General features: G+C 61.2%; 18 protein-coding genes. 3 read left to right on the top strand and 15 right to left on the bottom strand.

Annotation, left to right across the window (positions count from 1 at the left end; all coding sequences use genetic code 11):
* Positions 1-25: 25 nt before the first annotated feature.
* The 11 genes from JQS30_RS11985 to JQS30_RS12035 form a co-directional block, all read right to left on the bottom strand.
* On the bottom strand, positions 26-766 hold the full coding sequence (locus JQS30_RS11985) for a sulfite exporter TauE/SafE family protein (protein WP_213170489.1): 741 nt from the start codon (positions 764-766) through the stop codon (positions 26-28).
* On the bottom strand, positions 763-1,707 hold the full coding sequence (gene rarD, locus JQS30_RS11990) for an EamA family transporter RarD (protein WP_213170490.1): 945 nt from the start codon (positions 1,705-1,707) through the stop codon (positions 763-765). The genes JQS30_RS11985 and rarD overlap by 4 nt, the downstream gene beginning before the upstream one ends.
* Positions 1,708-2,283: 576 nt before the next feature.
* Positions 2,284-3,003 carry a TetR family transcriptional regulator gene (locus JQS30_RS11995; RefSeq protein WP_213170491.1) on the bottom strand — a complete coding sequence of 240 codons (720 nt, stop codon included), beginning with the start codon at positions 3,001-3,003 and terminating at the stop codon, positions 2,284-2,286.
* A gap of 64 nt (positions 3,004-3,067) precedes the next feature.
* Positions 3,068-3,766: a DUF4190 domain-containing protein gene (locus tag JQS30_RS12000; RefSeq protein WP_213170492.1), complete on the bottom strand. Its 699-nt coding sequence runs from the start codon at positions 3,764-3,766 to the stop codon at positions 3,068-3,070.
* A gap of 304 nt (positions 3,767-4,070) precedes the next feature.
* A complete protein-coding gene (locus JQS30_RS12005) occupies positions 4,071-4,283 on the bottom strand; it encodes a DivIVA domain-containing protein (protein WP_213173075.1) in 213 nt (70 codons plus the stop codon).
* 229 nt (positions 4,284-4,512) lie between these two features.
* On the bottom strand, positions 4,513-6,765 hold the full coding sequence (locus JQS30_RS12010; protein ID WP_213170493.1) for a transglutaminase TgpA family protein: 2,253 nt from the start codon (positions 6,763-6,765) through the stop codon (positions 4,513-4,515).
* Entirely contained in the window at positions 6,765-7,811 is a 1,047-nt protein-coding gene (locus tag JQS30_RS12015) for a DUF58 domain-containing protein (RefSeq protein ID WP_213170494.1), read from the bottom strand. The genes JQS30_RS12010 and JQS30_RS12015 overlap by 1 nt, the downstream gene beginning before the upstream one ends.
* Positions 7,812-7,910: 99 nt before the next feature.
* The gene (locus JQS30_RS12020; RefSeq protein WP_246497904.1) at positions 7,911-8,888 is read right to left on the bottom strand and encodes an AAA family ATPase; all 978 of its coding nucleotides are present in this window, start codon (positions 8,886-8,888) and stop codon (positions 7,911-7,913) included.
* A gap of 16 nt (positions 8,889-8,904) precedes the next feature.
* Positions 8,905-11,565, bottom strand: a complete 2,661-nt coding sequence (locus tag JQS30_RS12025; RefSeq protein WP_213170495.1) for a fibronectin type III domain-containing protein — start codon at positions 11,563-11,565, stop codon at positions 8,905-8,907.
* A 635-nt stretch (positions 11,566-12,200) separates the two neighbouring features.
* Positions 12,201-12,512, bottom strand: coding sequence for an AzlD domain-containing protein (locus tag JQS30_RS12030; RefSeq protein ID WP_213170496.1), 312 nt, complete (start codon positions 12,510-12,512; stop codon positions 12,201-12,203).
* Positions 12,509-13,270, bottom strand: coding sequence for an AzlC family ABC transporter permease (locus tag JQS30_RS12035; protein ID WP_246497905.1), 762 nt, complete (start codon positions 13,268-13,270; stop codon positions 12,509-12,511). The genes JQS30_RS12030 and JQS30_RS12035 overlap by 4 nt, the downstream gene beginning before the upstream one ends.
* Positions 13,271-13,337: 67 nt before the next feature.
* On the opposite strand from JQS30_RS12035, the gene JQS30_RS12040 reads away from it, so the two are divergent.
* On the top strand, positions 13,338-13,898 hold the full coding sequence (locus JQS30_RS12040) for a helix-turn-helix domain-containing protein (RefSeq protein ID WP_213170497.1): 561 nt from the start codon (positions 13,338-13,340) through the stop codon (positions 13,896-13,898).
* A gap of 37 nt (positions 13,899-13,935) precedes the next feature.
* On the opposite strand, the gene JQS30_RS12045 is transcribed toward JQS30_RS12040, so the two are convergent.
* On the bottom strand, positions 13,936-15,489 hold the full coding sequence (locus tag JQS30_RS12045) for an MFS transporter (RefSeq protein ID WP_213170498.1): 1,554 nt from the start codon (positions 15,487-15,489) through the stop codon (positions 13,936-13,938).
* Between the two features lie 666 nt (positions 15,490-16,155).
* Here JQS30_RS12045 and JQS30_RS12050 point away from each other — a divergent pair.
* Together JQS30_RS12050 and JQS30_RS12055 are read left to right on the top strand one after the other, a co-directional pair.
* Entirely contained in the window at positions 16,156-16,368 is a 213-nt protein-coding gene (locus JQS30_RS12050; RefSeq protein ID WP_213170499.1) for a phage holin, read from the top strand.
* Positions 16,368-16,751: a hypothetical protein gene (locus tag JQS30_RS12055; protein ID WP_213170500.1), complete on the top strand. Its 384-nt coding sequence runs from the start codon at positions 16,368-16,370 to the stop codon at positions 16,749-16,751. The genes JQS30_RS12050 and JQS30_RS12055 overlap by 1 nt, the downstream gene beginning before the upstream one ends.
* A 119-nt stretch (positions 16,752-16,870) precedes the next feature.
* Here the strand turns inward: JQS30_RS12055 and JQS30_RS12060 are convergent, their stop codons facing one another.
* The 3 genes from JQS30_RS12060 to JQS30_RS12070 all read right to left on the bottom strand — a co-directional run bounded on the left by JQS30_RS12060 (position 16,871) and on the right by JQS30_RS12070 (position 20,276).
* Positions 16,871-17,878, bottom strand: a complete 1,008-nt coding sequence (locus tag JQS30_RS12060) for an acyl-CoA desaturase (protein ID WP_213170501.1) — start codon at positions 17,876-17,878, stop codon at positions 16,871-16,873.
* 295 nt (positions 17,879-18,173) lie between these two features.
* Positions 18,174-18,815, bottom strand: coding sequence for a LuxR C-terminal-related transcriptional regulator (locus JQS30_RS12065; RefSeq protein WP_213170502.1), 642 nt, complete (start codon positions 18,813-18,815; stop codon positions 18,174-18,176).
* A gap of 36 nt (positions 18,816-18,851) precedes the next feature.
* The gene (locus JQS30_RS12070) at positions 18,852-20,276 is read right to left on the bottom strand and encodes a sensor histidine kinase (protein WP_246498155.1); all 1,425 of its coding nucleotides are present in this window, start codon (positions 20,274-20,276) and stop codon (positions 18,852-18,854) included.
* Positions 20,277-20,336 lie beyond the last annotated feature (60 nt).

The following is a 20,336-nucleotide window of genomic DNA, read 5'->3' on the forward strand; positions in this document are numbered from 1 at the left end:
GAGGTGGTACACGACACCTTTATCGCTAGGCCAGTACTGTGGCGCGGGTTATGACGGAAATCGAGCTGATCACCAAGAGAGTCAGCACAACTTGTCGGAATGTTGCGGCATTGAGCTGTCGGAAGAGTCGTTCGCCGACAAATATTCCCAGGAACAGGGCGGGAATGCCCATCAGAAGAGTTTCACCGATTGTTTGTGTCAATTGGCCCGAGACCGCGAACCCAGTGAGGGCTGCCAGCCCAGTTCCCGCAAATGCCAATGCCAGGGTCGCCCTCTGCACACGGGGTTCCAGGTTCATTCCCTGCAACGCGGCTACCATCGGCGGGCCATCGATGCCAGTGGAGGCGAAGGAAGCGCCGGAAAAGAAGCCGACCGCCGCGACGGCTTTGTGGCCTCCGGGGATGGTAACTCGCCGCCATACCAAGAATGTTCCCAGCAGGACGACTATGGCGATGACGACCATGAGGATTTCGGCCGCCAAGACTTTGAGAATCCAGACCCCGAAGGGCACACCGGCTATGCCGAAACCGAGGATGAGTCCTGCCAGGCGGCGATCCACATGCGAGAAGTCTTTGTAGGCGATCCACAGGCTCAAAGGTGCGGCCATGATCGCTGCCACGATGACCGCGGTGACCGGATCAATGAGTAGCGCCATGGGTGGTACTGCCACTAGTGAGAAACCGAAGCCGGCGGTCGTGCGGATCACCGAGGCGACAAGGAGGACAAAGAAGGCGCCAAGCAGCACCAGGATCGGAAGGTCAATCATCGGTTGGCAGTCAATTCCACGGCAGTTGGTTCATCGGTCTCCGGGCGAGACATTGGGGTATGGCGATTGCGTCGTGTGTGGTGAATGGCTTCGGTGCTGAATATGAGCAGCGCCAGCCACACGAGGCTGAACCCCATCCAGGAGATCGCGGTCATTGGTTCGTTGAAGAGGAACACTCCGGTGAGAAAGTGGAGGGTCGGCGCGATGTATTGCAAAAGGCCGATGGCCACCATGGGGATGCGGTTGGCGGCTCCGGCGAAGAACAGGAGGGGTACCGCCGTTGCCACTCCGCCGCTGGCCAAGAGTAGGGCATGTCCCCAGCCGAGGCTGGTGAAGGTGTCTTCGCCGACCGAGGTCAGCCATACGAGAAAGAACAGGGCGGGGACGGTCGCCGCGGCGGATTCGATGAAGAGCCCTTGGGCGGCGGGGAAGCCAATTCGTTTTTTGACGGCGCCATAAGCGGCGAAGCAACTGGCGAGGATGAGCGCGATCCACGGAGGTCGTCCATAGTCGTAGGTCAAGATGAGAACGGCCATGCCGCCTAGCCCAACGGCTACCCATTGGATGGGACGCAGCTTTTCTTTGAAGAACAACAGCCCAGCCAGGACAAAGAACAACGGGTTGATGAAGTAGCCCAGCGCGGTTTCGACGACGCGATCAATGTGGACTCCATAGATGTATACGCCCCAGTTGATCGAGATGAGGACAGCGGCCACGGAGATGCCGATGATCTTGCGGTTTTGGCCCTTGAGCTTCTTCAGCTGGGCGAATTGCCGCAGCGCGACGAGGATGAGCGCGGTGAATACTGTGGACCACAGGACTCGGTGGGCGAGAATTTCCAGGGCCGACGCCGGGGCGAGCAGCTTCCAGTAGACCGGAAACAAGCCCCAGAGGACGTAGGCGAGCACGCCATATACGTACCCGATGCGGGAGTGGTTCACGCACTTAACGTTATAGATGACCGTGCATCGAAAGCCAGAAAATAAAATGTGTTTAGCGACACCGAACGGCTTCGGCATTCTAGCAATAATCCCAGCGTACGGGCTCGCGGCTGTCGAAGCGGAGTGCACTTTTCCTACCCGCAAAGTGGAGTTAACCCCTGGGATTTTGCTCGCCTGGGGCCATCGGCCAGGGTGCCTCGACTAGGTGGAACCGGTTGGGAAGTGGGCTGGGCCCGAGCGGAGCCGAGGAGTAGCAACAAGTTCCCAGTGGCATTTCGTGAACTATGAGACGTTCGTGAACAATGCGCGGCGTCCGCTCGGACCCAGTATTTTCGCTCTATGTGCTCGTAGAGCCTTATATGTAGCCGACAACACTGCTACTTGTAGGTAGTACTTTAGCGGCACCCAGTGCCAGGCGCAAGACATGGAGTGTCAATTCCTAGCGCATGGGGGACCTCTTCGTGACGAGAGAACCTCTGACCTCGGCTTAGAAATGGCACGGAGTGCCACATTGATGCATACGACTCGACAGTCTTAGGAACAGTACGGCTCAACGAGGCAAACCGGTCCCCGGAACTACTTCTGGGAAGCCAACGCCGCCCGCACCGCCGCCACCGCCTCGGAGGGCGTGCGGCCCGTGTGGGCCACGGTGACCACGAGAGTCTCCGGCTGTTGGGCACCAGCATCCACAGAGAAATTTGCCAGTCCCGCTCGCACGAGTGACAAAGCATGCTCAAGCTCAGCCTCAACATCGCTTTGACCGCCCGAACGCAGCCACTGGCGCAGAACATGGTTGTGGGCGGCCACCACCGCCGCGGCCGAAACTTCGGCCAGGAGCGGACGATCGACAGTGTGAGAGCCCTGCGCCGTTTCCCGCTCCGCGCGTTCCAACAAGTAGCGGGCAAGCAGTCGCTCATAGCGGGACACGACGGCCTTCTCATGTTCACGCAGGGCCGGAACCTGACGAAGCAAGTGGTAACGGGTCACAGAAAGTTCGGCATCGGCCACATACATGCGCATGACCTGCCAGATTCCACGGCAAATGACTTGGAGTGGGTCTTCGTCCTCACCGGCTTCGTCCAGGACGGCGGCCACCTGGGCAGCCGTGTCATCGTGGTCGGGGAAAATGACGTCGTCTTTACTTTGGTAGTAACGAAAGAACGTCCGGCGCGCGACACCAGCGGCAGCGGCGATCTGATCGACAGTGGTCTCGTCGTATCCGCGTTCGGTGAAGAGCCGGACTGCCGCTGTGGTCAGGTCGCGCCGGGTCTGGAGACGTTGCGTCACTACTGTCACGTCATCCAAGCCTACACGTGGTCACACATGATCAGTCGCGATCGGAACCGCACCGCTTCGTGGTTCACGCCAGCCGGGCCATGACGATAAGAAGTGCGATCAACGCGAAACCGACAGCGACCAGCCCCATGACGAAACCGGATATGGCGATGCCCCGCCCTGAATAGCGGGCGGGATTGCGTCGAATTCGCCGCAGGCTCACCAGGGAAAGCGCCACTCCTCCCCCGCCACCGAAGAACAGGGTGGGAACGATTAGAACAAGACCACCAATGATGGAGACGGCCGAGACAATCATGGCCACAACCCCCAGCGGGAGAGCAGCAATACTGGCGACCATGCCGCCGATCCCTGGCCCCGAGGGGATTTTTGGCATCGGGGGAATCCACAGCGGAAATCCTGCCTTGCTCGGGAGTACTGGCTGCGGGGGCCAAGGATAGCCAGCTGGCACCCCTGCGTAGGTCATCGCACCTGGATACGGGTACGCGGTCGGTTGCGCATAGGCCATGGGCTGTTGAAAACTTCCCCCGGGCACAGCCGGAGGCAACACGGGCTGGTTGGGCTGGGAAGCCACCGTAGTCGAATCAGAAGATGGTTGGCCTGGGGACGGCACCGAGCTCGAGCCGGAATCCGGTGAGTGGCCAGCCGGGCTCGACATGTTCGGCGCGGAGTCGGGGGCCGACCCGAGTCCCTGTTGCTCCCCACCCGAAGGAGAGGAGTGGAAGCCGGGCTCCGGCGCGCTTGGGGTAGTGCCTGGGTCGCTCATTGGCCCCAGTTTAGCGAGGCATCGCATCGTTTGCTGGAGGGTACGAGAGGAACCGGAATAAAACTCGAGATAAGAGTCACTGAATACTCCCACCGCCAAGAGAAACAGCTAAGACGTTGCGGGCTATAGGCCCGCAACAGGTTGACCGTCGCGAAGACCCTGCTCACATAGGTGCTCTACGGGTCGAAACAGGGTCGTCGCAAACCAAGGCGACCACGACGACATTGTCGGGCCGGCACAACGTCGGCGGCCTCTGAGAAGTGACCGAACAGAGACGCCGAACAAAAATAGGGTCGGACACTGCCTATTCGCTAAGGGTGCGAGCTACCTGATCAAAGTATTCGTCAACTTCTGCGGTGTCATAGCCGCGCAGAGACATTTGAAAACCCATATCGCGGAGTGCTTCGGGATGCGGGGGAACACCTTCGTTTATCGCCCTGCGAATGCGACGAATCGCGGTGTCAACTTGATCTCGGTCGTACCCACGAAATTTAACTGAGAAATAGGGGTTACTCATGGCACATAGTTTGCCAGGTCACTCCAAGCCGTATGCAGGCACCTACCAATTGTTGACCCTCCTGCATTAATGCAGCTCAAAGCCCTGTTTTTTGTGATAATCACACAGATTTCGTGGCGTAGCCGAGCAGAATAGGCAGTTACGCCATAATCCGACAAAACCATGCTTCACTTGCACCACAGCACGATCGAGAATGTCGGTTCTGCGCATTGTGCGCGTTTCGCGTTGTTCACGTCAGCAGCTTTTTCCATAGCGGCAAGTAATTGCGAGCCCTCGCGACATAACGCTTGACGCAGCGCATCGCCTCGAAGGCCTGATCGTCAGAAACTTGAGCGGGCGCGAAATGGGCATGGTTAACCAATTGTGGCAATTGCCCGAGTGCCTCGACTAGAGCTGACCTATCCATTGCGGGGCCATAAATCAGCTTCTTAATCCAACCTTCTTTACGATTTGGATCGATGTCTGATCGTCTAGAAGTCGCAATCACCGACATCGTCTCGGAAGCAGTAGCCGAAGCGGCCACCTTGATACCCAGACGCTTCGAGGTCGCCACAACCTCACACCAGGCACCATCCACCCGGTCAGCCGCCGAACCACCGAAGAGACGACGTCGCAGGCGCATGCGCCGCCGAATCTTCAAAGCCACCGGCACCGCCAAGAGCATCACCGCCACCAGCGCGAACCAAACCCACACCGGGATGCTGCGGGCCTGATCCAACTCCAAGTTGTGGTCCAAGTCCGCGTCCGACTCTTCCAACGACTCATCGTGATAGTCCTCGGCGTTATCACCCTGCGATGAATCGTCTTCGCTTTCCTCTTCCTCTTCTTCCTCCTCCTGCTCCAGCTCCTCTTCGGGTGGGATGGGCTCGAAACCATCCTCGGGCAAAGGATCGAACCTAACCCAGCCAACGCCGAGGAAGTTCACCTCCGGCCACGCCATCGCGTCCCCCGCCGTAACGGTCGAACTGCCCTGCTGAGCCTCAAAGCCGATAACAACGCGCGTGGGAAGGCCAAGAAGTCGACCCACAACCGCGAACGTCGCGGCAAACTGTTCACTAGTACCGCGCTGGCCTCCGTGTTCGGGGTGGGCCTGCAAGAAAAACTCCAGGTTCGGGTAGGCGTGTCCAGAAGGCGCGTCCTCGTCAAACGAGTAATGCTTGCCCAAGAAGTCGGCCAACCCCTGCGCTTGAGCCGCTGGAGTGTCGTAATTGGCGCGAATGTGTTCGGCCAACACCAACATCACCTCAGGTACACCCGGCGGAGTATTGAGATAGCCCAGATCAGACTGGTCGGCCCGGGCACCTTCGAGCGCCTGAGAATCGATTTCGGTCGGCATGGACGTGATCTCATAGGTGTCACCGGTGCGCAGCCCATCAGGCGTCAGCAATGTGCGCGAAACCCCATCGATGGCCACCGGAATACCGGTGACCGTACGGGGATCAGCGGCCGCAGGCAACAACATCCCGTCCAACTGTTCGACAGTGACCGTTTGGCTCAGTGGACCAACCCCGGGCGCCTCACCGGGAAGTACCGAGCCCGCGTTGCGGTAATTGTTGCCTGTCTGCCAGGTGACACCGTCATACTCTGTCAACACGGCCAATCGCAGCCAATCGGCCTCACTCATGTTCGTATGCAGAAGCTCCTGCTCAGGCCGCTGTGACCAGCCTGAGATACGGATCAGCGGATTGAGGTCGCGGTCAGTCAGCTCCGGCGGCTCCACATACTGGCGCGGATCACTGGGTTGACCGGCGAACATGCCCGCTGCCCACGGAGCGGCAAACGCCATGGCCAGCGCTAGTACTCCAGCCGCGGCCAGGGAGCCGGTTCGGCTGAGGGCAGATCGAGCGGTGTTAGAGCCGGACAATCCGTCACCCACGATGGCGTCGCGGTCGGGTCGAGCCGCAGGTTCCGTGGCCGTTACCGCGAGAGCCACCGCCGCGACGGCGGCGAACGCGAGACCCCACCAGGCGTTGAGGTCGGCGTTGGGCCCCACCAAGTAAAGCGACGCGCCATAGAGTGCGGTTGCGGGCGCGAGTCCGGCCAGCATCTGCCCAAAACGTACAGCGAACTCACAACCTGCCGCGGCGGCCACCCAGGTCAATAGAATCGGCAAGACAACCGTGTCTGGGGTCGCCTCGATGGGCATGAGAGCGGTGAGCGTGCGTGGGACGGCGTTGACGAGCGCGTCAAAGAATGTGGCCCCGTAGGGCTGCGACAGATCGGTGGTGACCAGGACGGCCGCAGCGAGCATGGTAAACAATCCGGCGATCGAGACCAGCCATGCCAAGGTCGCTGATCGGTTACGCAAGAGAATGCCGATGGTCACGGCAGCGAAAGCGGCGATCGACACGAGGACTGTGAGCACGTGGCCGGTATAGACGCGGCCGGAGGCGGCCCCCGCCAGCGCGCACAGGGTTATGAGGCATAGGGCAACGGTGGCCATGCGGAGGCGGTAGCTAGTGACCCGCAGCAGGCTCGACATCAGGCGTTGCCTCCCCGATCCCACGCGGTGGCGAAATCCTCCCCGGTGGCCGCCTGCACCACGGGGATGCCGGAGGTCACAGTCGCCGAGGCGCTGAGGCCCTTGCCGATCCGCACTGCCACCAGCTCGGGGTATTTGCGCCGTAGTCGAGCCAATTGCGCGGCCGGGAGGTCTTCTTTTGCCCCGCAAATCCACACGAGGGTGTCGCCCGAGAAGTGCGTTTGTACCCGGCTGATGAAGTCAGCTTGACGGGTTTCGGCGTCGGGCTCCACTTGAGCGAGAGCGTCGCCATAGTCGGCCGCGCCAATACCGCCGATGTGTTTGTGGCAAGCGGTCGCGAACGAGACGTGATATTCGGCGCGGAAGCTGGCCACTAGCACCGAATAGGCCGCTTCGCACGCGGCTTCGAACGATGCGAAGTCCCACGCTTGCGGTCGATTGTCCAGCGCGATGACGATCGTCGGAAGTGAGGTGTCGATGTGTTCCTTGACCATCAGCTGCCCGATGCGGGCCGAGGTGCGCCAGTGGACGTGGCGCAGCTCGTCCCCGATGACGTATTCGCGCAGTGCGTGAAAGGTGAGGCTGCCCTGCTCGATTTTGTCGGTGGCGCCTTCGAGGGAACGAGCCAGCCCATCGGGGGTGCGCCGGAGCCGGCGCAGGCGCGGATGCACCCACAGTCGTTCAGTGTGCCCATATCGTCCCCCAGAGGAGGCCAGGCCGAAGAGGTCGCGGCGGGCCACAGTCAGAGGCCCGGTATCGAACACTCCCCGTTTATGGCCTGGCACGTCGTAGGTCGCGGTGGTCTCTTGTCCCGGCCGCAACTGGGCGAGGGGAACGCTGATGCGCTGCGAACCGCATACGTCGATGGCTCCAGCGGTGATGGGACGCCACCGGCTGGCGTTGCGCAGGCGCAGATTGACTTCGGCGGTTTCGCCCACGGTGATCCGGTTCGGTTCCAGCTGCCGAATCACGTCGAGTCGCGGGCTGGAAATGGCGATACCAACGGCCGTCACAAACGCCATCAAGGCCACAACGCCCAGAATCACCAGCTCTGGGTATGAAAATGCCGCACCAAGCGCAACGAGAACAATCGATGCGCAGCCCAGACCGATGCCCCGAGGTGTGACCGGACCGAACATCAGCGTTTAGGCCGAAGCGGGGAGGGGGACGGAGACAGTCTCGCACACCTGTTCAACGATGGTGGCGCCCGTTACGCCACGCATGGAGGCATCGGGGGCGACTTGGACGCGGTGGGCGAAGACGGCCACGGCAAGCGCTTTGACATCTTCGGGAATCACGTAGGCCCGGCCCTGCGAAAGCGCGAAAACACTAGCGGCGCGGGTCAGGGCGATCAGTCCCCGGGGACTGACCCCGACCGCGACCTCTGGGTGCCCGCGAGTCGCGGCGGCTAGGCGCACCAGGTAGACGTAGAGAGGGTCGGCGATGTAGACATGTTTGGCTAGGTCGGCCATCTGCGCGACGGTGTCGGTGTCGACGATGGCCGGAATGCCCTCGGGTGAACGCTGATGAGTACCGCGCAGCACTTCTATCTCGGCGGCTTCGACCGGATAGCCCACCGAGAGCTTGACCAGGAATCGGTCCAGCTGCGCTTCGGGCAGGCGGTAGGTGCCATCCATCTCCACGGGGTTCTGGGTCGCCACGACTAGGAACGGCTGCGGGACCGGGTGCGGCTGACCGTCCACGGTCACGTGATGCTCTTCCATGACCTCCAGCAACGAAGACTGCGTCTTCGGGCTGGCGCGGTTGATTTCATCGGCGATGACGATGTTGGCAAAGACTGGGCCCGGGTGAAACTCGAACGACTGCGCCTGTTGGTTGAAGATCGTCACCCCGGAGACATCGGAGGGCAGCAGGTCGGGGGTGAACTGGATCCGGCGCCACTGCCCGGCCACCGCGGCGGCGATGGCTCGGGCCAGTGTCGTCTTGCCAGTGCCGGGAACGTCTTCGAGTAGCACATGGCCCTGCGCGAACATGGCGGTCAGCGCCAAGCGCACGACTTGCGGTTTGCCCAGCACGACCGTGTCGATCGCGGAGGCGAGTCGTTCGAAGGTCTCCGCGAACGCGTTTGCCTGCTGCTGGCTCACCGGGGCTTGCTGCTGCACGTCGGCTACTCCTTAATCAGCAGGCGGGAAGCGGTCCGGTCGAGTTCTTTCCCTCACCGTTGATGTCGAAGTAGGCGAAGGGAATATAGGACTCGTTGTTTCCGTAGTCGATCCGAATCCAGATGTCGGTGGAGTTCTTACCGGGGTTGTACTCCCGGTAGATACCGCGGTGGTCTTCGTTGTTCGGGTGGATGAGTTCTCCGCCGCCCCAGTAACAGATGGTGTTGAAGGTCTGACCGGGCCCCGTGGACCCACGCTGTGCGCTGCTGTGGTTGTTCTGCGCCCGGATCGAAATCCGGTCACTGTCGGTTCCATCGCAATAGGTGTCGTCGGCCGGGTCTGAGCAAACGAACACGACCGTTCCGCCCACATTACTGGTCGAACCGGAGCCAGTAGCAGTGTCTTCGCCCGCAGGTGTGGCAACTCGCACCTGTACGTCATAGTTGGTGGACGAATTCAACCCGTCTACGGTCAGTTGCGAACAATTGCCGTTTGCGTTGCGGTTGTTCACCGTCATGGTGCAGCTCGCTTCGCCTCCAGCGCCACCGTCATCGATGCTGAACGACGCGGTCATGGTCGTGGCGGTAGCGGAGACGCCGTCGATGACCACCGAGGGCGGCGTCAAAGTGTTGGCCGTGGCCGTGGCTGGCTCGGACTCGCCTGCCTCATTGACCGCCACCACCTGGACTTCGACCTGTTCTCCGTCGGCAAAGCCGTCGAGAGTGGCCGTGGTTCCATCGGTTGAGGTGGTTTGTCCACCCGCGCTGACGCGGTATTCGGTGACTACGCTGCCATTGGCGCGGGCTTGGTCCCAGCTGACATTGATGGAGCCAGAGCTGGTCTGATCGGTCTCGGCGTACATGTTTCCAGGAGCGTCCGGGACGTCGAATGGGGTGACGGTGTCGGACAATGGGGATGGTTCAGAGGCCGAACCCGAGTTGGCCACGGTGGTGACCTGGAATGCCACGGGCTCACCGACGCTCAGATCCTCAGGGGCAATCGAGGTGGACGTTCCGTTGGCCTGACCGACCGAACGGCGGTCACCATCGGTATTGACCTCTTCGATGGTGTAGTGGCTGATCGGATTGCCCTGGTCGTCGGCTTCGGGCCACGACAGGTCCACTCCCCCGCCTGGGGTCACTGTGGCATCAACACTGGATACCGCACCGGGGACCTCGTCTGAGGGCATGACCGGCCCGGTCGATACCGGTGGGCCAGAGCCTTCGCCATTGAACGCGGTCACGGTGAACTCGTAGGTCTCTCCGTTGGTCAAGTCTGAGATGTCGACGACCCGTTGGCCAGGCGCGACCTCGCGAGTCTCGCCGTTACCTTCGATCTCGTACTTGGTCAGGGCCGAGCCGTTGTTCGGCGCGGCTTCCCAGGAGAGGGTGACTTCGCCGTTGCCGCCGTTGGCGACAAGACTGCCAACTTCGCCCGGCGGGCCGATCTCCGGCTCACCGTCGGCGCCTTCATCTCCCTCTTCACCCTCGTCACCGGAATTGTCCTCGTCTTCGGGTTCATCGATCGGAGGCATGTCTCCACCGAGAATGTCGTCGCGAGCCTTGTCGGCGCGACGGGCGTTTCCGTTGTCGTCGATGACGACCGCAGTGTTGGAATAGGGGGCGTTGACGAACAACATGCCGCCAGCGCTGTATAGCTCCAGTGGCCCATTGTTGGAGGGCACCTCAATGCGGTCGATCTCTTGACCGTCTAGGTTGTAGACCCACAGGAGGCCTGCGGTGCCGTCGGGCACGTAAATGCGTTGGTTGAATTCGACGGCGGCGCCCAGCAGCGGTGTGTCGTTGGCGGAGATGTTGAAGGTCTGTGAGTCGCCCTGCCCGTCGACGGTGATGACACCGGGAGGGTTGGTGACAGTCAACGCCGCGATAGTGCCGGGGCTGGATTCGGCCATTTTCTCCGGGCCCACTAGTTCGAGTGGGGTGGAGGTCAGGTCTCCATCGCGCAAGGTCGTCATGGTTTTGAGCGTGGAGTTGAGGACGGCGACGCCATCCTTGAGCACCGTCAGGCTCAGATCTTGGGCTGGGGCGGCGACGGTGTAGGACTCACCGGCGACCGCGCCGGACTGGCGGGGCGCAACTTCGACCAGGGTTCCTTCCCGGGGCACGCCCAACCAGAGGGTGCCATCCTCATCGAAGGTTCCGCCGGTGATTCCGGGCGGGAATTGCAAAGGGGCCCCGACTTCGGCCAGGGTGGTCGGGTCCACTTGGCGGACGATGCCTTGCAAGCGGTCGACGATGAACGCCCCGTCGCGGTGCATGGCCAGCCGCACCCCTTCCCCTGGGGCGGTTTCGGCGGTGGCCGTGGTGGCGAGGGTCTTCAGGTCAATGGCGCTGACTTTGCCGGTGGCGATGTCGCGCATCATGAGGTGGCTATCGGTCTGCTCGATCTGCACCATGTTGCCTTGGGCGTCGGGCATGGCGTGGCGAGTGTCGGCGGAGGCGGTGAGGCCGTTGATGCGGGCCATTTCCCCAGAAGGGGTGGTCCACAGCCACATCATTCCATCGTCTTCGTCCATGTCACGGCTGAAAGCTCCCGCCCCCAGCAACGTAGCCACCAACGCGCCCACGAGGATCACGGGCATGATGATGGCGATCGCTAGACCTTTGGTGTTGAGCTGGCGGAGGTTGATTTTTTCAGGGCCAGTCTTGGTAACCATGGGGTGGTACCTCTTAGTGTCCACGCTGGGGAAGTGTCAGCATTTTATGAGAGCTGTTGATAGTACACCTTACGAGGCTAGGCCAACCTCGCTACTGACTCTATTAATAGCGCATCACGGATTGATTACGGTGACTGGTCTCTGGCGATGAGGCGCGTTCTAGCTGCAAAGATCTTGCTGATTCCCACAGAATTCTTGACCGCCCACTTAGGATGACGGCCTCGGTGCCCCTTCTGTCAGGCGGGGCCACTTGGTACATATTGAAAGCAACGCGCGACTATTGTCATTTGGTCAACACAATGAGTAATAAATAGTCGCTTTCGCCCTTGACTGCGCCTTTTGTAACTCGATTTGGGGTTGCGTAAGGCAGTGACGCATAGGCCGAGTGGTCGGATCGATGGTCAGGGCCAGAAGTAACTGTAACTAGGTGTGGGCCCGGAGAGTTTCGTTAGTTCTCAGGCGCTACCCGCCAAGGACCACCCGTGGGTCTAGGTCCGGTAGTTGAGGTGTTTCAGTGGCGAGGACGGGGTGCTCTGTCAGTGACCGGCCAGGCGGAGTTGTTTATTCATTCCCAGCGTGCCGAGTACACGGCCAGGTGCCGCAGCACGCCACCACAGAGCCTGAGGGGTCCTGTGTCACCACGTGCCCAAGAGCAAACGGATGCCGGCCACGACCCCGGCCGCCGCGATCACCACGAACGCGAACGGCACCTTAAGCCACGCCAAGAGTCCACCAATGGCGACCCCGGCGGGCAATGCCCAGCCATGCGGCGTATTGGACTGTGGCATTGCCGAAATCACGATCATCGCTACGAGCAAGAGAACTGCCGCTCGTTTGAGAAGCTGCTGTGCGTCCTCGGTCAACGAGATGCGGTCGCGCAACAAGGGCCCGGCCAAACGCAATGCGTACGTACCCACGGCTAGGGCCACTATGGCGGTCATCGTCATGTTCGACCAACCTCCGTCGCATTAGGGCGACTGTCGCTGTTTTTTTCGTCCGCCTGTGGGGACACGGGGGCTTTCTTGCGTCGCGGCAGTGCCACAACCAGTCCCAGCAAGGAGAACAGGACGGGAAGCCCCGGCGGCAGGAACGGATACGTCACCAGGGCGATCGTCGCGCCCAGCACTGCGGCTCGCAGCGTGATTTTGTCACGGAGACTGGGCAGCACCAGGACTATCAGCGCGGCCGGCAACGCGGCGTCGAGCCCGAACACTTCAGGGTCTCCGATTGTTTGCCCAGCCAGCGCCCCGACGAGAGTCCCTACGTTCCAGGTAAAGAACAGCCCTAGGCCGGTGGCCCAGAAGGCCGTCTGCGCTCGGCGTGGATCGGAGTCATTGGCCAAGGCGAAGGCGGTGGATTGATCGATCAGAACGTGGCTGCCGATGAGCCGGGTGATCCATCCGCGGTCGTAATGGTGGGCGATGGCGAGGCCGTAGGGCAAGTGGCGGGCGTTGAGAATGATGCCGCCGATAACGGCCGCAAGAGGGCCTCCGCCTGCGGCGATGACGCCGACGGCGAGAAATTGGGATCCGCCTGCGAACACCAGAAGCGAAATGGCGCAGGGAATCCACCATGGGGAGCCGTAGCTGACTGCGAGGGCGCCAAAGGAGACGCCGACGAGCCCCATGCCCAGGTTCAGTGGAATGAGGTCGCGGGCCAGTTCACGACCGAGGGAGGTGGGTTTTGTTCGCTCTGCCGAACTCATGTTCACTATGGTGATAGGCAGTGGCACTGTTTGTCAAATCGATTAAACACTCCATTATAATGAACACGTGACTTCCAGCACTAATGCGCCCATCGATGCCATCGCCGCCTCCGTGCAACGGGAAAGAACGAACGCCGGCCTCAGCCTGACCGAGTTGTCGGCCAGGGCTGGCGTCGCCAAATCCACGCTGTCTCAGCTCGAGGCGGGCAAAGGGAATCCCAGCGTGGAAACACTGTGGGCCATCAGTACCGCCCTGGGACTCCCTCTATCGCGCATCGTTGACCCACCCCGGGCACATGTACACATCATTCGCGCTGGACAGGGGCCGACCATCACCGCCTCCGAGGCGGATTATGAGGCGACGCTGCTGTCGGCGTGCCCCCCGAACTCCCGCCGTGACATCTTTCTCATCACCGCCCAACCGGGCGACGCGCGCCGCTCGGCATCTCACACCCTCGGCATCGTCGAACACGTCATCATCAGCCACGGCCGGGCCAAAGTAGGCCCCGCCGACAGTCCTATGGTCCTCAACCCCGGTGACTACATGACCTATCCCGGCGACGAGCCGCACTACTTCGAGGCACTCGAACCAAACACCCGGGCCATACTCATCTCTGAAATCAACTGACCCCAGTCCCAAGGCAGGCTCGGAACAGGGGCCGCCTCTAGCCGATACGTTTGATTCCCCGCAAAGAAAGCATGGCCGCGACTGTGACGGCGACCAGCATCAGGCCCACAGTCACCGCCCCCAGGTTGAGTCCGGCGGTGAATGCCTCCCGAGCAGGGTTCAGCAGCTGGTGAGCGAACTCCGGCGGTCCCTGCTCGGCTGCGGCAAGAGCAGCGGGCAGATTATCGCGCACGCTCGGGTCAACCTCGCCCCCGTCGGGGTTGTGAGGCAAGTCCGCCTGAGCCATCTGGCGCGCGTACACCGCGGTCATGACACTGCCGAAGTACGCCACCCCTAGCGCAATGCCTAGTTCGGCCGCAGTCTCGGACAACGAGGCGGCCGACCCTGCCTTGGCTGGAGGAGCGGCCGAGACCACCAGGTCAGTTCCCAAAACAATCATGGGAGCTAGTCCGACGAACATCAGGACCGAGCCGACGATAAGGGTCGCCAAACCGCCATCAGTGTCTACCTGTGTGTAGAAGCCATATCCTGCCACTGCCAAGACCAGGCCTGTGACGATGACATAGACCGGCTGTACGTGGCGAGCCAAGATGGGGGCGATGATCGCCATGGCAATGTTTCCCACCAAGCCCGGAAGAAGCCAGAGTCCGGCATGCAGTGCGCTCAATCCCTCGACAAGTTGCAGCTGTTGCAACAACACCATGATGAAGCTCAACGCGATGTGCACCAACAGCAAGACGACCAAGGCGGCGCTGAAGGTCGAGTTACGAAACAGGCTTAGATCTAGCAGAGGGTTGGGCAGGCGGCGCTGCCGGCGGGCGAAGACCAGGCCCATGAGCAGCCCGATGCCAATGGCCAGCAACGCAGCTGGCTGCAGCCCTGACTTTGCCATTTCCTTGAACCCATAGACGATCGGCAATAGCGCCGCCAACGACAACGCCACGCTGACGAGGTCAAGACGTCCGGCGGAGGGATCTTTGAACTCTGGCAGTATGAACGGTCCAGTGGCCAGCAACAACACCATGACGGGTACGCCCAGCAGAAAGACCGAGCCCCACCAGAAGTACTCCAGCAGCAGCCCGCCCACAACCGGGCCCAGGGCGATCCCGCTCATGAAATTCACCAGCCATATCCCGATGGCGATTGATCGCTGACGCGGGTCGACGAAGATGTTAGAGATGAGCGCAAGCGTCGAGGGCATAAGAGTGGCACCGGCGATTCCCAGTAGAGCCCGCGTCAAGATGAGCATCTCGGCCGACTGCGAGTAGGCCGCCAACACCGAGGCGCATCCGAAGGCCGCCGCGCCTATAAGCAGCAGTTTGCGGCGCCCGATCCGGTCCCCCAGAGTTCCCATGGTGACGAGGAACCCAGCGATCATAAAGCCGTAGATGTCTAGAATCCACAGCATTTGGGTGCTACTGGGAGCCAGCGCCGCCCCCAGTTGCGGAGCAGCCAGGTGCAAGACACCCACGTCCAGTCCCAATAGCCACGTGGGCAGGACCAGGATGCTCAGACCCCACCATTGCCGGGGCGATGCTAGGGCACGGGTGTGCGGGTTCGCCGCCGACACAGAGTCGGTCACAGTGGACATCAGTAGTTCCCTCTTTCGCTTGGTTAAGCAGCGCGGTGCACGCAGGCGGTGTCCCGGCGCGAACATGGTCTTCGTCACCGGGCAGCTGGTGCCGAGGGCGGTGGTGTCTGGGCGAGCGGGTGGGATAGCCCCGCTGAAGTCCGGACGCTCGCGCTTCGACGGTCCGCTTGTGGCTGCGCGTTGACCCGTCCATGCTGAGTCAGCCCACTTCGGATTCACTCATGAATAACTTGTGGCGTCATTCGGTGGCAGGGACTATCGTGGGCCGGTGGCCCGTATATGTCGTACCCCTGCATTAGAATTAAGGGCACGGGTCGGATACACCACCTGCATAGGCCATGGACACGTGGCATGCTGGCTGGCGACGCCGCATGTGATCGATTCGGTCGCAGTTGGTGGCAACTGGCCTCGACGCGACGCCACGTCGCTTGGGCACAGGTCAAGCGGTCCCATTAATCGACGCCCACCGTCCCTGACTCGCCCGCACCGTCGTCGCCGCCCATGGATTTGACAAGGCGACGTCGACGTTTAAGCGCGCAGCAGGTGCGTCGCGGCCACAAGGAAACCACAACTGCGGTGACGTGATACGTCCCGCACATAATGGACACGCCATCGGCGGTTCAACCTCGGAATAACCCCATAACCACATTCCAAGGAGCACCCATCATGTCCCAGCGAACCAGGGCCTATATCTACCGAATCTCGATCCCTGTCGTAGCACTCTTGGTTTTCTACGGCATCATCGCCGAAGGAGCCGCCGCACTATGGCTGGGACTCATCGGAGCCGTGTTGGGAATCGGCGACATCGCATTGGCCGCCAAACACACTCCTACGCAGGTCGCGGAACCGCACACCGACACCTCGGGTGGTAACAAATAGTGAGTTCATGGGAAATGAGCGGTGATGCCGCCAATCAGCAGCTGGCCCTCACGGCGGCCAAGACCGTCGTCAAATCACTGGCCCGAGGCATAGACGCACCGATCCACTTGGTGCCGCAGCTGTGGCCACAAGTGCAGGTTGACCGTGATGCGATCGCGTTGACGCTCATGGACGCGCAGTTGCAGCTGAGTACCCGGGCCAGTGAATTCGAGGTCCGCATGCGCCACATCATCGCTTGGCGCGGACATTTTGCCGACTTGCTGCGAATCGACGCGAAGGCCCCGCATCGGCTGCGGCAGCTAGTCATGGAGCTGGAGACAGCCCAAGAGGCCAACCGGGCCTCTCAACTGGCCGACGCCCACAATGGGGACGCTCCGGCCTAGCGAAGTCGGGATTCTCACCCTCATACGAAATTGGGCCCCAACCACAAAGGTTGGGGCCCAATTCTCTAGGCATATTCACTTAAGAGCGTCACACTAAGTCGCCTGCGAGGCTGACTCTACTAAGCCGCAGCCCGGGCTTCGTCACGCTCGATGGTGAGCTTCTTGATGCGCTCTTCGCTAGGCCACTTGACGTCAGTTGCCCATCCGAACTTCTCGAAAATCCAGATGAGACGGGCCGTGGTGTCAATCTGTCCCTTCAGCACACCGTGGCGAGCTGAGGTCGGGTCGGCGTGGTGCAGGTTGTGCCAAGACTCTCCGAAGGAGGCGATGGCCAACGGCCAGACGTTCGCGGCTTTGTCACGAGCTTTGAACGGGCGCTCTCCCACCATGTGGCAGATCGAGTTCGTCGCCCACGTGGTGTGGTGCAGTACCGAGACACGTACAAGTCCGGCCCAGAAGAAGGCAGTCAGGGCACCCATCCACGACATCGTGATGAGGCCACCTAGGACGGCTGGGAGCAGGAAGGTCAGGATCGTCCACAGCCAAAACAGGCTGGAAACGCGGACTAGGTCCTTATCACGCAGCAGGTCGGGGCAGTAACGTTGCACGTTGGTCGTGTTGTTGCGCTGGAACATCCAACCCATGTGCGAGTGCCAGAATCCCTTGGTGATGGCCCAAGGGGACGTGCCGAAGAGCCACGGCGAGTGAGGGTCACCCTCTTTATCGGAGAAGGCGTGGTGACGGCGGTGGTCGGCGACCCAGCCAATGGGGTTGCCCTGCACGGCCATCGAACCAAGGATCGTGATGAAGATCTTGAGCGGACGATTGGCTTTAAAGGAACCGTGCGTCAACATCCGGTGGTATGCGAGCGTGACACCGTGACCGGTGACAAAAAAGAAAACCAGCGCCAGCACGATGTCGGTGACGCCCAGCAAGCCGGTCGTCCAAGCGAAGGGCACTGCTGCGGCCAACGCGATCATCGGGCCAATCAGGAAGATGTAGACCAGGGACTGGTGTCCGACGCTGCGCTTTTCTCCCATGGCCGGTTTGGGCCCGGAACGTTTCGCTGGCTTCGGTTTGTCGATGGTCGGCTGTGGCGCCGCGGGGTTTTCTATCAATGTCGTCATGAGGTCGCTCGTCCTGTCTTAATCGGCTGCTGCGATACCTCTAATCATTGTTCATTTGCGCTGGGAAAACAGTAGGTTCATCACCCGAATCCAAAGGGGGGTTTACCGCCTTGCCAGGTGGGGTTTTCCGCCTCCGTCAGGGGGCCTAGGCCCCCTGACGGAGGGAGCTTTAAGGTCCATAACCCGCAAATCAGACAACTACTGGCAAGTCAACTAAAAAGTAGCCACTCGCATGTCACTGACGGTGACCAGCTATGGGCCAATAACCCGTCCGGTCTCGAAAACGGAGTGCGCCTCAGGAGTCTTCGAGATAGGCCAGCACCGCCAAGACCCGGCGGTTGTCGTCCTCAGACTGGGCGAGCCCGAGTTTGCGAAAAACATTGGCGGAGTGTTTGCCCACAGCTTTCTCGGTGATATGCAAGGCTGCCGCGATGGCGGCGTTGGAGCGCCCCTCGGCCATCTGCGCGAGGACTTCCTGTTCCCGCGCCGATAGGGCCTGCAGCTGATTTTGCTGCCCACCCAGAAGCTGCGAGACGACCTCGGGGTCCATCGCGGTGCCGCCAGCGGCGACACTACGCAACGCGGCGATGAAATCGCTCACGTGTGAGACGCGGTCCTTCAACAGGTAGCCCACGCCACCGCGTCGGTCACGCATGAGCTCACGGGCATAGAGCTGCTCGACATACTGGGAGAGGACCAGAACCGGAAGATCCGGCAACTGGCGGCGCGCGGCAATAGCGGCGCGCAGCCCTTCATCGGTGAAAGTAGGAGGGAGACGAATGTCAACGACGGCCACGTCAGGCTGATGTTCGAGCAAAGCCGCCGTCAAGTCCGGCCCATTGTCGACCGCCTCCACAACCGTGCAGTCGTGGGCTTCCAGCAGGCGGATCAACCCGTCGCGTAGCAACGAGTTATCTTCGGCCAGCACAACATCCATTATCGCCTCCTGAGACTCAGATTTTCCGTGCGGGCGTTAGCTTTGGGTGGCATCGTGAGCGCGAGAGAACTCCTCGGCCCCACCGCCGGGGCCCTTTTTCGAGGACCCTCCAGTTCTTTTCGACCGGCCCGACTTCGATTTGCGTGAACGGCGTCGGAAGTTAGTCTTCTCTACCGCCTCGGCCTCATCGGCGCCGCTGTCCTGCAACTGGCAGGGAATGGCAATAGTGACTGTGGTCGGCCCACCCTGCGGGCTATCAATGTCGATCGTGCCGTCAAAGGCGGAGACTCGCCGACGGACGCCCTCGAGGCCGCCGCCAGTCTCGGCGGAGGCTCCTCCGATGCCATCGTCTTGCACTTCGATGACGAACTGACCCGCGACGTAAGCGACGATTACCGCCACCTTGGACGCATGGGCGTGCTTGGTGATATTGGTGAAGACTTCGCTGGTGGCGAAGTAAACAGCTGATTCAACCGTACCTGGGAGTTTGCCCGTGACCTTGTAGATGATCGTCACCGGTAGAGGATTGGCCAGAGCCATCGCCTGCAGCGCGCCGGAGAAACCCCGATCTGCCAACACAGGAGGATGGATGCCGCGTGCGAGGTTGCGAATCTCATTGAGCGCATTCTGGCTCTCGTCGCGCGCCTCAGCCAAAAGCGCCTTGGCCCCCTCGGGATCGGTATCCACCATATCCTCGGCCATACCGATGCTCAGTCCCAGCGCCACCAGCCGAGCCTGTGCCCCGTCGTGCAAATCCCTCTCGATACGGCGCAGCTCAGCGGCAGCGGTGTCGACTGTGTCATCGCGCGATTCGCGAAGTTGAGAAACCTGCGCCGACAACCGCATGGCCGCCGTGGGACCAAGCAGCTTGGCACCAACTCCGGCATACCAACGCATGAGTCGTTCCGTCCAGTGCCACCACGCTGCTCCGAACAACACGCCCAAAGGCACCAACATCAGGGTCTTGGCAACGGAATCAAACTGGTAGAAACCGACGTTGCCGAGAGTTTCCCTGACTCCGTCACTAAAGAAAAACAGGTACAACAACGGCTGGACGATCAAGTAGGCACCCACGGCGAAAAAGCCAATGAGCAGGCCATACATAAGGGCACCGAGGGTGGAGTTAATGCCGAGCCACGCTACATCCCGCCACGTCGCGGGGTCGCGGATCAGCCACAGCGCCCTTCGGTCAAGCGACCCACGCGGCCAAGGCCGGTACGGATTGGACACCGGCGTGTCGAGCCGATCGGTGAAGATTCGCCGCTGCGCGCCCGCCCACGCCCGAATCTTCCAAATCAAGGCGATGGTCAGCGGGATACCCACCCAAAACAGGACCAGCACACTAGCGAGCGCGGCGGCCACGATGAGGAGCATCCCCATCAAAGACAGTGAGCACAGCAGAATCGAGCTGACGAGGGTATGAGAACGTCGCTGGATTCCGTCGCTGAATTTCTCCATCATGGTGGCCACAGATAAGTAGCGTAGCCTGACCACCCGTAGGCGTTCGACAGCGCAGGGCCT

This window comes from Natronoglycomyces albus, from assembly GCF_016925535.1.
In the GTDB taxonomy this organism is placed as follows: Bacteria; Actinomycetota; Actinomycetes; order Mycobacteriales; family Micromonosporaceae; genus Natronoglycomyces; species Natronoglycomyces albus.

What these genes read in the sequence shown, in the direction of transcription:
- JQS30_RS12025 (WP_213170495.1), bottom strand. Translation starts at nt 11,565, where the DNA reads ATGGTTACCAAGACTGGCCCTGAAAAAATCAACCTCCGCCAGCTCAAC.
- JQS30_RS12005 (WP_213173075.1), bottom strand. Translation starts at nt 4,283, where the DNA reads ATGAGTAACCCCTATTTCTCAGTTAAATTTCGTGGGTACGACCGAGAT.
- JQS30_RS12000 (WP_213170492.1), bottom strand. Translation starts at nt 3,766, where the DNA reads ATGAGCGACCCAGGCACTACCCCAAGCGCGCCGGAGCCCGGCTTCCAC.
- JQS30_RS12070 (WP_246498155.1), bottom strand. Translation starts at nt 20,276, where the DNA reads ATGATGGAGAAATTCAGCGACGGAATCCAGCGACGTTCTCATACCCTC.
- JQS30_RS11985 (WP_213170489.1), bottom strand. Translation starts at nt 766, where the DNA reads ATGATTGACCTTCCGATCCTGGTGCTGCTTGGCGCCTTCTTTGTCCTC.
- JQS30_RS12045 (WP_213170498.1), bottom strand. Translation starts at nt 15,489, where the DNA reads ATGTCCACTGTGACCGACTCTGTGTCGGCGGCGAACCCGCACACCCGT.
- JQS30_RS12065 (WP_213170502.1), bottom strand. Translation starts at nt 18,815, where the DNA reads ATGGATGTTGTGCTGGCCGAAGATAACTCGTTGCTACGCGACGGGTTG.
- JQS30_RS12050 (WP_213170499.1), top strand. Translation starts at nt 16,156, where the DNA reads ATGTCCCAGCGAACCAGGGCCTATATCTACCGAATCTCGATCCCTGTC.
- JQS30_RS12030 (WP_213170496.1), bottom strand. Translation starts at nt 12,512, where the DNA reads ATGACGATGACCGCCATAGTGGCCCTAGCCGTGGGTACGTACGCATTG.
- JQS30_RS12035 (WP_246497905.1), bottom strand. Translation starts at nt 13,270, where the DNA reads ATGAGTTCGGCAGAGCGAACAAAACCCACCTCCCTCGGTCGTGAACTG.
- JQS30_RS12010 (WP_213170493.1), bottom strand. Translation starts at nt 6,765, where the DNA reads ATGTCGAGCCTGCTGCGGGTCACTAGCTACCGCCTCCGCATGGCCACC.
- JQS30_RS12060 (WP_213170501.1), bottom strand. Translation starts at nt 17,878, where the DNA reads ATGACGACATTGATAGAAAACCCCGCGGCGCCACAGCCGACCATCGAC.